The organism is Candidatus Nitrosocosmicus oleophilus (genome assembly GCF_000802205.1).
GTDB lineage: Archaea > Thermoproteota > Nitrososphaeria > Nitrososphaerales > Nitrososphaeraceae > Nitrosocosmicus > Nitrosocosmicus oleophilus.
Window position 1 is genome coordinate 1,592,329 of sequence record NZ_CP012850.1, and the last position, 12,382, is coordinate 1,604,710.

Below are 12,382 nucleotides of genomic sequence, written 5' to 3' on the forward strand. Positions count from 1 at the left end.
TGGATCTCAATAAGGTGACTAACTTGATTCTAGCTTTTGTTTTACTGTTTGTGCTGCTTGCTGTATTCCTTGTCTAATTTTATTTTCTGCTTGACTTCCAGTCAGGAAGTTAGCAATCTTTCCTGTTGTTGGTAATTCGTAGTTTATAGTATGATTTACTGTCGTAGTGTTACCACCATTACTTTGAAAATCTTGTATACTTTCCCAGCTTTGAAACGGACCTTCTGTTTGTCTAGTGACAAGTCTTTTATTTTGTTCTTTTTGAGCAACTTCGAGGATCATTTCATCTTTTTTGCCCATATATTCTCCTTTTACTTTCATTTCAGAACCTTCTTCAGTTTTTTGCCCTGAAAGATTTTCTGATTCTTTAACTATATCACGTGGCAATGAATCCTTAATATTGTCAGGATTTGTATAAAACTCAAAAACCTGTTCTACAGGTGCTTGGATGTCGACATTTGTTGTTATTGTCGTCATTAAAAATCTTTTGAAGGCAAACCTTATATTCAACCAAACCTTGCAAAATGATAGTTAGCACTAGTAAAGAACCATATTCACAATTTTCAAAAGTCAAAATCATTAATCATCTTCTTTGCAGTATGCCGATGGGTGTATCCTATACAAATCGATATCACCTATAATAATAACGAATATTATGGTCGTATAAATTGTTATTTTGTAATAATAACTTACTAGTGTAGACAAACTATGACTATTACCATGGATAGTAATATTGTATCTATCTATATAAACAATGTTATATAACTTAGTTTATGAGTTCAACTATTAATTGGAATGACGCAATAAAAAAAGAAGCCAGAGGTTCGAATGATGAGGATTTTGGTGAGGTTCAAGATTTTTCAAATGGTTATGTTTTTGTACAAAAAGGTATTATCAATAAAGAAAAATTCTTCATACCTCAAGAAAAGGTTGAAAGTTTTGATGGCGATATAGTTCGTTTTAGTATTTCTGCAGAAGAAGCAGCAAGCAAATATCAGGGTGAAGTCTTTCTAGAACCATCTCAGAGTATGGAAGAGCAAACGTCACATTCAGAAGTAAAAGATGAAGTGACAGTACCACTCACTGAAGAAAGATTAGACGTAAACAAAAGAGTTGAGGAAAGCCATACTACTATTACAAAGGAACCAGTTACAGAAACAAAAACTATCGAAGTGCCAGTAACACATGAAGAAGTGTCAATCGAACGAAGGCAACCAACCGGAGACACATCGACCACACAAGAACCAATTACTTCAAGAGAAGATATCGAAATACCCTTAAAGAGTGAAGAAGTAGAAGTTTCAAAGACTCCTTATGTAAAAGAGGAAGTGGTGATAAAGAAAAAACCAGTAACAGAAACCAGACAAGTTACAGAAGAGATCACATCTGAGCAAGTTAATACAGCAAGTATGTAGTATGCAAGAATAGTGAGATTTGATATAGGTATTTCTAAAATACCTAAAAATTTTAGAAACGATTATTCTATTTTGTAATCATCCTTAGTATTATACAAATTAATATAATAAATAATGCAACTTATACTATTATATAGTATCATAATCATTTGACCACAACTACAGAAAATGTAATCTGTACAAACTAGTGGTTATTACAAGCATACAGATGCTCAATGAATTGTAAAAAGGAAATGATGACGTGGCTATTAATAATGTATTCTAAGAATTCAGTCACGCATATTCTCCTTTTAATATAGAAAGTAAGAAAATGAATATTTTTCTAGATTCATTTTATATTGGTGATAAATATATGCCTGAATTAATTAGCGGTTAAAAATAATATAACTATCAGATGCATTCTAAGTCTTTACTATAATTAGTAATTATATTTCTAATCTTAATTTTTCTGACTAAATAAATGAATATATTTTGCAATTAAATTTATTATTCCGTATGAAAGAAGTGATGCAATGAGTGATGAAATAGTAGCCGCTTCAACAGCCGAATAATCCAATTTTAATAATTGTATTATAAGAAAAAACCTCGTTAGGTTATTAACAATATCAAATACGGAGCTAGCAAAAATCATTTTAATTAGAATCTTTCTTAAGGCATGAAAATTGATTTTTCCACTATATATCTTTGTGTATTTTTGTTTGTTGTCTAGGTGAAAAAGAATCGAAAATACTATTTTATACGTCAGAAATCCTGTAATAACAGTCAATGCAGAATTAAGCACATAATTAAGGGAATATTGAGCAGAAAAGTGTGCAATAATTACACTTGACAGAAAGCCTATCGTACCTGAAATGAGTAGATTTTTATTTAAAGAAATAATGTAGTAATATTTTTGATAGGACTGCTGGAGGAACTCACTTATTTTATGCGTTATTGCCGTCACAGTATGTGTCTTGAATTGTTTAATATGTTATTTAACCATCAACAATTCACACTTCTGGATATTACTACTAAAAATAAGAGAAAAATAATTTACTAAATTATAAATTCGGGCGTTATTCTCTAGGATAAAAAATATGTTCAAAGTTGAGGACGACATGCAGGCATGCGATAAGTTGCCAAATTTACAATGTCTTCAGATATTAAATGTATACGGCTATATTCTACATTTGATATTCAGATATCACGAGCGTTCAGCCGAGACTTTTCCACAGAATGACTAGAATACCGAATTATTCGAAAAATTGAATAATTTAATCTAGGGTTAGTCACCTGCAGACGACAGATGTTGCTATAAATGATTTACACAGTTTATTACAAATACCATGAATCAGTAAGTAAAATAGGGAGTGGGGGTAAACTTATTTTTTTGATGTAATAGGCGTTATTGATAATATAAATTAAAAAATTAAATAAATTCAGCGGGCAGCTCCAAATGTAAAGTTTAGGATTAGTTACATAAGAGGTTGTTCAGGAGACTGGTTCAAATGTTACTCAAATATAAGCGTAGCCTGCTTATCGAAAAAAAGTTTAATATTTAGACTATAATATTTTTAGTATGGGTTCAGATCCAGGTACTGATATACCCCAAGCCCAAGGGTTAGATAAGGAAAACGTGGGCCAACATAGTATAGATGATAAAAAACCAGGCGGAGAACAGTGCAGTATTTGTGGATTAGTTGCACGCAATAATATTGAACTAGACGAACATATCAAACATGCTCATAGCCAGAGAGATCCTAACAATTCAGATGATGTGTATTCAGACGAACAAAAAATAGATCCATTCGTGAAAACTGAAGATTAGTTTTTTGAATGGCAATTTTAAATAAGAAAAGTAATAGAGACGTGATCATAAATCCAGGTTTAAAGAGTTTTAGCCATCAACATCACCCAATGATTCTTTTTTACAAACCATCAAAGACGGTGAATAGAAAACGATCATAGTCAAAATATTATTTGATTCATCATTATCCCGTTTTTGTAACCACTTTAAAACTATTTTGTAAATTAAAAAAAGGAATAGATGTTGAGATCCAACTTTTTAAGAGGATCACGAGTTCCTATCTTTTGATATGAATAGTGCGAGAATTCCCTTGTTTTCTGGATCAATAGCGAAGTGATTAAATCAACAGGTGCAGCACAGACCTTTCGAATATGAACCTCGTAGATTGATTCAATTTTTTATATAGTATCTGACCCGTTTCAAAGTGCATTAAGAGTGTCATTTCTTGACGCCTCGTTATATGATTAACAATTCAGGCATTGTAATATTATATGGCGATAATTGTATGTCATTACATTTTCTGCTATAACAAATCCACAGCAGCCACAAATATGTGATTCCAGTTCGACCCCTTTGACTATCTTATTCTTATCAACACCGCTAAAGATAATTCTTTTCTCTGCGTTAGATGGTGATATGACCTGAAGTTTAATTATTTTAGTCTTTTGACATTTATTTGCAGGAACAGATAAAGTGTACTCTTTTTTCTTATAACAAAAGTAATTAAATAATCTGGCTTCATCATAAGTACGTCAATTTGAATTTTTACAGTTGGATACTGACTTTTACCATCATCTCTATCGAATCATATGACGACACTCCCGTCAAGACTGGTTTACATAATATTTCTAAAATTTTTAATCTCTATTGTTTCAAAATCTGTCCAAATATTATAGCCTGTAAAAATAAATACTTGAAAGTGTAGATGTGGAATATAGGTATACCCCGTCATTCCAACTTTGGATATCTCTTCACCGACATGAACCACTTGATTTAATTTGACCTTGGAGCTTTTGTAATCAAGGTGGTCATATCTGGAATATTCTCCATTTGAATGTTTGATAGTAATAAAATTAGTGTAAAACCAATATGATGCATCAGGTCCTCCAACGTTAGAGTCATCCTTGAGGTGACTAACTACACCGTCTGCTGCCGCAAGAACGGGTGTACCTATAGGAGCGATAAAATCCACTGCATTTCGAAGCTTACCAACATGAGCAGGAGAAGATCTATCTATCCTTTGTAACAATTCTCTTGGGATGGGTAATGCGTATATGTTTTTTGTTCTCATATAAAAAAAATATTCACTTTATGTTGATCATAATTTAATAAACTATAATAAGACCATCTCTACATCATGTAGGCATATTAGATATTTGACGATTGGACTATCTGACTATTCTTTCCGGTATCCGATTCTACTACTTTTTATATTTTTGTTTATTTTGTTAAATTACTACCATGTAGTGAGAATGTTTTCTTGACAGGTTCATAAATATAAAAGGGATGTTAAATGTATTAGATCAGTGTCAAGAATATCATCCAAATCAAAATCCCCTTTTGATATATTTGGAGATTTTAGGAAACTGGAATTGATATCCTCTGAGCACAAATTATTAATAACTTCTTTTCCTGGTTTTAATAGAATAAATAAAGATGAAATAAAACCCAGATACATTCTTGAAGTAACTAAAGAAAACATTGACTATTGCAAGAATTTAATGAAGGTACTTGATCTTCGTCATTTAGACAACCTTCAAGGGAACTTTCTACTCTATAAAAACAAGTATTGGTTTCTTTATAGCGCCAATAATTCCCACCCAAAGGGTAATAAAGAGAAAATAGAAAGGAACAAAAATATGGATCTCTTACTTGGTAACAATTCCACTCCGGAATTTGTAGACCAACAACAAAAATTCTTTGATACAATTTGGGATAATTCCATCCCTGCATCTGTTAAAGTTAAAGAATTAGAAAATTCCGAAAAAGGATTATCCAATTTTGATAATATCCTCAACAGCAATTTTCGCGATGAGGTTTTTGACCCACGAAGTAACAGTAATATTGATGATTTGAAGAATACAGTGAGGATAATTAGACATAAACAGCAAAGTGAACATTTATTATTGTCTAGTGTTTATAATGCAAGTTCTGAGGTTCTTTTAACTACTAGTTCGGTTAAATATTTAGAACATCTCTGCAAAATAGGCCTAGTAGCAAGTTTAAGACATGCCATAGGTCAAAAAGCAAGAATAATCCTTCTTTATTCTGATTATAAAAACAAGGAAATATTTGATAAAGATATCTTGAATTTAATCTCTGATATTAAAGATCATGTTAAACTTGAACATATCACAGGTACCGTGGGTAACGTATTGATTGTTGATAGTTCTAAAATACTATTGTTAAATGGTGAAGGAAAAGAAGAAGATGATAAAGATGAGGTAGAAGCATCAGCTGAACTCAAGAACAGCGATATTTGCGGAGTCTATAGCAATAATAAATCAATTGTAAACAACTATGGGGCATTATTCGATACTCTTTTGAATGAAAAGGAAGTCCTTGGATATGTAGCTAAGGTAAAGGACCAACTTGAAATTTCCAATAAGGAGTTGATAGAGTCTAATAAAAAATTAAAGATAAACTCAGAGTTACAGTTAGAGTTTATCAATTTGGCTGCTCATGAGCTTAGAACACCCACTCAAGCTATCGTAGGATATATTGATATGATTGAAAATTATCCTGATGACAGCAGTGATAATCAGAATTATCTAAAGTCTATTATGAGAAATGCAAACAGGTTGGTAAGATTAGTAGATGATTTGTTAGATGTTGCACGAATAGAATCACGCACGATGATCTTAGCTAAGGAGATAACAAATCTGGAACATTTAGTTAATACAATTGTTCAAGATTTTAGAGTTGATTTAGAAAGTAAAAAGCGGATAGAAGATAATAAGAACGATAATAACAATCGTGATGATGATGAAGTTGAGCATCGTAAGAAGAAGAACTTAGAAATTATTTCGACTTTAGATTTAGATCAAGTAAACAACAAGACAGGATTTGATGTAATGATAGACCGAAGTAAAATAAGTCAAGCCCTATCAAACATTATTGGTAATTCCTTAAACTCTATCTACAGAAATAAGAAAAATAGTGATATTGACAGTAATTATGTTAGTATAATTATATCAAAGAGTATGAACCACGAGAACAAGAAAAGAGACGATGACCGTATTCCTAAAGAAAACAAAAAAATGAAATATTAGTGACCATTAAAGATACTGGTAAAGGCATAGATTCTGAAATTCTTCCAAGACTGTTTACAAAATTTGCCACTAACAGATATTCAGGAACAGGGCTGGGATTGTATATTACTAAAGCTATTATCGAAGCTCATGGAGGGAGAATCTGGGCAGAAAACAATCAGAATGAAAGGGGTGCTACTTTTAGATTTACACTACCACTAGTACGAACAGGAAATTGAACCCATTCATTTTTATGTGTTAAAGTCTGGATGTGTATCCTATTCCTTTTTTTCAAACAATTTTTTTGCCTCAAGTATTTTTTCTTCAAAGTTGGTGCTAATGACAAAATTCGGTTCGATTCCCATCTTTTCATAAAGTATGCGAAGGATTCTTCTCTGAATGACTCTTGTCCCCCCATCTATAGTAGCTATTAAAGCATTAGTAAGCTCATGAGGATTATTGTAAGTATCTGTCAGCCGGATAGAGTATTTTTCTTGGACATGAATTTTAATAATTCTGGCAATATGTGGTCCCATCACAGATAGAGCTTCATTCACAGATTCTCCATATATTTTTACAAAATCTTTTTCTCTTTGCAAATGGATTCAATCCTTATTTTAGAATGGTTGTAGTCTCTTAATTTCCGGTTTATACATGTTTGATAGCCCCTGCATATCATGTTGGAATCATTTATCGTAGTTGTCATATTCTGCACTCTTCCTCTACTTTCTAGCAATACCTGAGAAAATTCCGGTATAGTCGTCCCCAATAGGACCCACTATTTCCAAGCCCTTGTCTTTTGTAATTACAAACTCTAGTATGGCCCCATCCTGATGTGACATGCTTACTTTTAAAATCATCATTATGCGTTTCATACGTCCATATAATTCTACAAATCTAAGCAGGATTACATTATTAAAAAGAGGGGATAAATTCAGCTCAGTAACCTGGAAAATATTTTTCTGAGCCCCAAGTAGAGTAACGAGCGTTGTAACCTGATATCTGCGCACAAGACTAGAAATACGCTCTGTTATGTCATGCAAATCATCTTTATACCTATGTTCATAGATTGAGAGGCCGTCTATAACAAGTCTTTTTGGTTTCTTTGTCTTGATATTCTCTTCTAGACTTGCGATAAAAGCATCAGGGTTATAATCGACATGATTATACGATAGAATAGATAATCTAGCACTTTGTTCTCCTTCTCTATCTCCTAGAACAACTCCTTTTTTGTCTTCCTCTTGACTTTGCACATTTGACACCAGATCATTCATATTATAACCAAATCCTTTACCCATTCTTTTTATTTCTCCTTCAGAATCTTCTAGTGAACAAAATATTCCAGATTCATTGTGTTTTCTTACACCTTCTGCAATAAATTGAAAAGCAAACGTGGATTTTCCAGAACCACTGGCTCCTATAATTGCAGATAATGTACCTTCAACAAGCCCTTTCCCATCAATTTTCTCATCAAGGTTAACAATTCCACTTGAAACTCTTTTCTCTGAAGTAGGAAAGTCCATTTCTATTCGCTGTTTCGGATACAATGTCAACCCCTTGCTAGTAATGCTGCATACATGTTTTTCTCTATTAATGGCAGTTCCTCTCATCTTTAACACCTTGAGAAAAATTGGAGATGCATTATCTGGTCCGTGTTCTAGTTTTATAACCGCATCAGCTACAGATTCTTCTATACCATTGCCTAAATCGTTACTTCCGTATGGGATTTCTGAAATAATTAAAGTAGTAATTCCCTCTGCTCTCATAATTTTCCCCAAAAATACTTGTACTGTAATTCTAGATTCAATTCGATTTGTAAATGACATGGATAGAGCTGAAAATGAATCAAGTACTATTCGTTTAGCATTAATCGACCTTATAGCAGCCAAGATTTCCTCAAAAGCATCTTGTATCCCATCATTGGCAAGGGAGACAAAATCGAGATAACTAAAGCTTGCTTGATCTTCAAATTTTTGAAAATCCATTCCTAACTTCTTAGAGGTAGCATAAAATTGTGATTTTGATTCACTAAAGGAGATATAAACACCAGGTTCGTCTGGTTCGGAAGTTAAACCATTGTATAGAAATTGTGATCCAAGTATAGTTTTACCAGTGCCTGAATTACCTGCAACCATTATGGTGAATCCCCTAGGTATTCCGCCCTCTACTAGAGAATCAAGATTTGGAACCCCTGTTGATATTCTCTGATCCAAATCCAAAATTAATCTACGGCTTATTGATAATGATGATATATAAATTTATAATATCATTAGTATATCGATAAGAAGAATTGAAATTAATCATATAAGTTTAGTTATTCGTGTAAATTGGATAAGTCTCACAAAGGCTCGGGTCCGGTGGACTTCAGTACGATATCGTTCCTATACCTGGTTTCTATTGAAAGCTGTAGATGTTTCTCTAAAAATAAGAAAAATTAGTTAAATCATACCTTATTTTGACGCACATCATAAAAATATTCTTATACTTTTATTTGTGATTAAGGTGATATTTCTTAATTTATATGGACATTTTTCATTTGATTTATTTCTAAATTTGTTTATTCAAAATCCAGTATTTGAGCATGCAAAACAACATGAGTAAATGAGAAAATATCATTGATATCAAGAAAATTTTTATGGTATCGAGAATAACTGATATTTTGATTTATTTATAAACATACAACCAAAATATAATTTATTTATGTATTCAAAAAAAAAAGAAAAATATGACATGTTACTATCTTAAATGGGCGAGAATAATTTAATACTAAAATTTATTCATCTATTGCAATTCCATGACCGACGGATTTCTGTATTTTATTTAAAGGGATTTCAAAGGGCTCTGTCAACTTATCGTCAGATATTTGCACTAATTAGCGTTGTAAAAAAGCGTCAGATAACTTGTATAATAAATAAATTATAATATGAATTATTGAATTGTATTTGGAAGTACAAATATTATTAGTAGTGTTCCTAGCGAAGAACTAAAGTATAAGATGTATTGGGGAGATGAACATCTGAAAAAATTCCCTTCGCATAGGAATTATACACCGATGAAAAAGTGATTAGTTAGTATCTATTCCAATTCTGGAAATACCTCGCTGGTTTATACCAATAAAGCCGATTATCTCGATTACATTTAGAGCATTTGACATTCATTCTTACGTTATTATACCAATCAAACCAATTACCAACAGTTCTAATTTTCCTGTTTGCTTCTATATGCACTACATCAGGTGTTCTAGTTTGAATATTACTACCACAATGGACGCAACCAAACTCGAATGAAGTAGACATGATCAATATTTCTTATTCATATATCTAAGGATTTCTTACGATCGCGTCTAATCATTAGCCATGAGAAGATGCTAAGAACTACTTCTCGTAGGTGAGAGACACTGTTGAAATTCTCAAATAAAGCAATGTTGATCTAGAATGTAATCTTTAGGGGAATAAAGTTCTAACATAAATAATTCTTAAGAAGGAGAACGTATTATACACTCAGAGTATCGTGGGGGAAATTAGTCCTCGTAATATTCTGAGGATGATATAAAGTCCAAAACCAGCATCTAAAAACAAAGCACTTTCCAAATTAGTTCGGCGACTAATTCTTCGAGGGGATGAGTGATTGACAGTTGACGTCCATACCTGCTATGGAATGATGAGTCCAACATCATCATTCTTTACTTTATAGAACTACATTATTCTTTTTATTAGTAACGAAATTTATTTATTGGGGAAGTTATTTTTTATCAAATTAATATGATTGTCTTTATCTTCTAACTCAATTTCATCCCCATCTTACATGTTCAACATGTCCATTAGAGGCTTGCAGATCTACCACTACTCTTAATACTTCAGAGTACAGGAGACCTCCAGTTCGCTTAATGTATCAGAGAATTAGGTGAAGATAGAAACGCCGCCTTTATGGTATAGTGAGATACAACTAGAATAGATATCTAAGAAATATTACACATTTTAGTTCAGGTCAGTCTCAAGGCGGATGGCTACTACTTACCTCCAACATGAAAATCTAATAGATTTATTAAATTTAGTACTTTACACATCGCCGCCTTTTATGGCTATAACACTGATGCTGTATTGTATAGGATCTCAGAGAAAGAAACTCTAGATAGATAGAGTTGCCGGGAGGTTTTTATCTAACTCTAGTAATATTGTAGGTTGATCAGTATGAGCTGATTAGCGATGTATGAACCCACTGGTTGGTATTAAAAACCATTTGATACCTGCATTTATATTGTACATATACTATAATAATATGATGTCCAAAAATGACAAAATAGAAAATAATGACCAAAATTCATCTTTAGATAACAATAATGTCAATATTCAAGAAAGTATTTTTCAAAGTAACCAAAGATTGTATAATAGAATTGTAGAACAAAACACCGCATCAATCGAACAATCTTTCGATGAGTCAAAACAAAGGATAGATGAAAGTATAAGAGAAGCAAGAAATCAGATTCCACGTTATACTGAAACTGTCAATCAACTTCAAGAACAAACACTTCAGGCTACTAAGAATATTGCAGAAAGCTACCTTGAATATCAAAAACAAACGATCGATTCTCTTCAGTCAATATCTACACCATGTCTATACAATGTAAATTCCCAATTATTGAATAATCAAGAATACTTTAGAAGAATACCAGAAATATACTCAAAAATAGTAAATAATTTTGCAGAAAATACTATATCTATGAGTAGAATTTTTAATGATATGGCATTTAGTAATATTGAATTATTCAAAAATGTAATCGATAACACAAAGAAACAATCCAAACATCTTGCGGAAATAGGAAAAAGAAATATATCAGCATATGAGAGAATCGAAAGAGAAAACAACGATGTATTATTATCAACTCAAAAATATCATCAGTCTAAAAATCAAACGAGAAAGATAAATTAATACTTTCTTCTCTATTTCTGTCAATATTTCATTTATAGTTTATAGAAAACCTACTAGATCTCGAGAAATTGGATAAAGCGATTATCAAAGTCTGCTATCCATTTGGGGATTACTATATGATATCCACTGAATAGAGATCGAATTTAATCAAAATAGACATTCATTATAGTGGAACAAAATAATAGACTCTCAATAATGAATACACTTTCATAATAAGAGATGTATAATTAAAGTTAAAATATAAAAAAAATTAGCCCGAATCTCCGTCTTCGCCATCATCAGATGATGAGGATGGTGATACAGCTGGAGCTGGAACTACTACTACTTGTTTTCCACTTGCGTTGATCAATGCGTTTTGAATCTGAACTAGATTATCTTGTGCTGCACTAGTGTTATCATCGTTTAAAGCTAAGATTGCTGCATTTGTGTAATTAAGCAATTTTTCATTCATTTCTGGGTCTTGTTGCTTAGATTGATTAGTTTGTGACTGAGTTTGATTTGCTTGAGCTAATTGTTGTTGTGCTTGATCTTTTTGTTGCTGAGCTTGTTGCATTTGTTGATCGGCCTGCTGTAATTGTTGTTGAGCTTGTTCTGTAGAATTTTGTCCGCTTGTTTGATTGGTCTGATTTGTCTGTCCTATTATTTGTCCATAGATATTGGAGCTTCCCGTATTTAGTAATAATACCAAGCTAATGGCTAGTATTACTGGGACGCTAACATTCATGAAAGTCTTCATTGTAATATCCTATGAAACAAAGTTTTTATAGTGTGATTGGTGCGAGAATAACCTTATTTTAGACAATTTTCTAGGATGCTATACTCTATTAGTAAAATCATTAAATGAATAATTTCATTACTATAAATAAAATTTTAATCATTAATGTAGTCTTAGCGATTTCTTTACTACTCCCCGTAAGTCCAACTTCAACTACCATGAATACATTACTACAACTAACACGCTAATCAAGGCACAGGTCGATCCCAGTCATCTAAACAAAATG

11 protein-coding genes are annotated in these 12,382 nt (G+C 32.1%); 5 read left to right on the plus strand and 6 right to left on the minus strand.

The features are described from left to right. Positions 1 to 18 precede the first annotated feature (18 nt). Positions 19 to 477: an SRPBCC family protein gene (locus tag NMY3_RS07730; RefSeq protein ID WP_196818331.1), complete on the minus strand. Its 459-nt coding sequence runs from the start codon at positions 475 to 477 to the stop codon at positions 19 to 21. Between the two features lie 296 nt (positions 478 to 773). Here NMY3_RS07730 and NMY3_RS07735 point away from each other — a divergent pair, with 296 nt between their 5' ends. After that, positions 774 to 1,415, plus strand: coding sequence for a YsnF/AvaK domain-containing protein (locus NMY3_RS07735; protein ID WP_196818332.1), 642 nt, complete (start codon positions 774 to 776; stop codon positions 1,413 to 1,415). Between the two features lie 439 nt (positions 1,416 to 1,854). Here the strand turns inward: NMY3_RS07735 and NMY3_RS07740 are convergent, their stop codons facing one another. Further along, entirely contained in the window at positions 1,855 to 2,358 is a 504-nt protein-coding gene (locus NMY3_RS07740) for a hypothetical protein (protein ID WP_196818333.1), read from the minus strand. Positions 2,359 to 2,973: 615 nt separating this feature from the next. Here NMY3_RS07740 and NMY3_RS07745 point away from each other — a divergent pair. Beyond that, positions 2,974 to 3,222, plus strand: a complete 249-nt coding sequence (locus NMY3_RS07745; protein WP_196818334.1) for a hypothetical protein — start codon at positions 2,974 to 2,976, stop codon at positions 3,220 to 3,222. 814 nt (positions 3,223 to 4,036) lie between these two features. Here the strand turns inward: NMY3_RS07745 and NMY3_RS07750 are convergent. Continuing rightward, the gene (locus tag NMY3_RS07750) at positions 4,037 to 4,492 is read right to left on the minus strand and encodes a M23 family metallopeptidase (RefSeq protein ID WP_196818335.1); all 456 of its coding nucleotides are present in this window, start codon (positions 4,490 to 4,492) and stop codon (positions 4,037 to 4,039) included. A 235-nt stretch (positions 4,493 to 4,727) separates the two neighbouring features. Here NMY3_RS07750 and NMY3_RS07755 point away from each other — a divergent pair, with 235 nt between their 5' ends. Together NMY3_RS07755 and NMY3_RS07760 are read left to right on the plus strand one after the other, a co-directional pair. Further along, complete coding sequence (locus NMY3_RS07755) at positions 4,728 to 6,473, plus strand: sensor histidine kinase (RefSeq protein ID WP_196818336.1); 1,746 nt, start codon at positions 4,728 to 4,730, stop codon at positions 6,471 to 6,473. Then, positions 6,473 to 6,691, plus strand: coding sequence for a sensor histidine kinase (locus tag NMY3_RS07760; RefSeq protein ID WP_196818337.1), 219 nt, complete (start codon positions 6,473 to 6,475; stop codon positions 6,689 to 6,691). The genes NMY3_RS07755 and NMY3_RS07760 overlap by 1 nt, the downstream gene beginning before the upstream one ends. Before the next feature lie 39 nt (positions 6,692 to 6,730). Here the strand turns inward: NMY3_RS07760 and NMY3_RS07765 are convergent, their stop codons facing one another. Both NMY3_RS07765 and NMY3_RS07770 read right to left on the minus strand, forming a co-directional pair. Beyond that, positions 6,731 to 7,051 (minus strand): hypothetical protein, encoded by a 321-nt coding sequence (locus NMY3_RS07765; protein ID WP_196818338.1) that lies wholly within the window; start codon positions 7,049 to 7,051, stop codon positions 6,731 to 6,733. Positions 7,052 to 7,174: 123 nt separating this feature from the next. Beyond that, positions 7,175 to 8,665 (minus strand): ATPase domain-containing protein, encoded by a 1,491-nt coding sequence (locus NMY3_RS07770; protein WP_196818339.1) that lies wholly within the window; start codon positions 8,663 to 8,665, stop codon positions 7,175 to 7,177. Positions 8,666 to 10,661: 1,996 nt separating this feature from the next. Here NMY3_RS07770 and NMY3_RS07775 point away from each other — a divergent pair. Beyond that, complete coding sequence (locus NMY3_RS07775; RefSeq protein WP_196818340.1) at positions 10,662 to 11,381, plus strand: hypothetical protein; 720 nt, start codon at positions 10,662 to 10,664, stop codon at positions 11,379 to 11,381. A gap of 250 nt (positions 11,382 to 11,631) precedes the next feature. Here the strand turns inward: NMY3_RS07775 and NMY3_RS07780 are convergent, their stop codons facing one another. Next, the gene (locus NMY3_RS07780; RefSeq protein ID WP_196818341.1) at positions 11,632 to 12,117 is read right to left on the minus strand and encodes a hypothetical protein; all 486 of its coding nucleotides are present in this window, start codon (positions 12,115 to 12,117) and stop codon (positions 11,632 to 11,634) included. Positions 12,118 to 12,382 lie beyond the last annotated feature (265 nt).

Excerpts from the sequence above, each read along its gene's own strand:
- NMY3_RS07730 (WP_196818331.1), bottom strand. The coding sequence starts at position 477 with ATGACGACAATAACAACAAATGTCGACATCCAAGCACCTGTAGAACAG.
- NMY3_RS07735 (WP_196818332.1), top strand. The coding sequence starts at position 774 with ATGAGTTCAACTATTAATTGGAATGACGCAATAAAAAAAGAAGCCAGA.
- NMY3_RS07745 (WP_196818334.1), top strand. The coding sequence starts at position 2,974 with ATGGGTTCAGATCCAGGTACTGATATACCCCAAGCCCAAGGGTTAGAT.
- NMY3_RS07750 (WP_196818335.1), bottom strand. The coding sequence starts at position 4,492 with ATGAGAACAAAAAACATATACGCATTACCCATCCCAAGAGAATTGTTA.
- NMY3_RS07775 (WP_196818340.1), top strand. The coding sequence starts at position 10,662 with ATGAACCCACTGGTTGGTATTAAAAACCATTTGATACCTGCATTTATA.
- NMY3_RS07780 (WP_196818341.1), bottom strand. The coding sequence starts at position 12,117 with ATGAAGACTTTCATGAATGTTAGCGTCCCAGTAATACTAGCCATTAGC.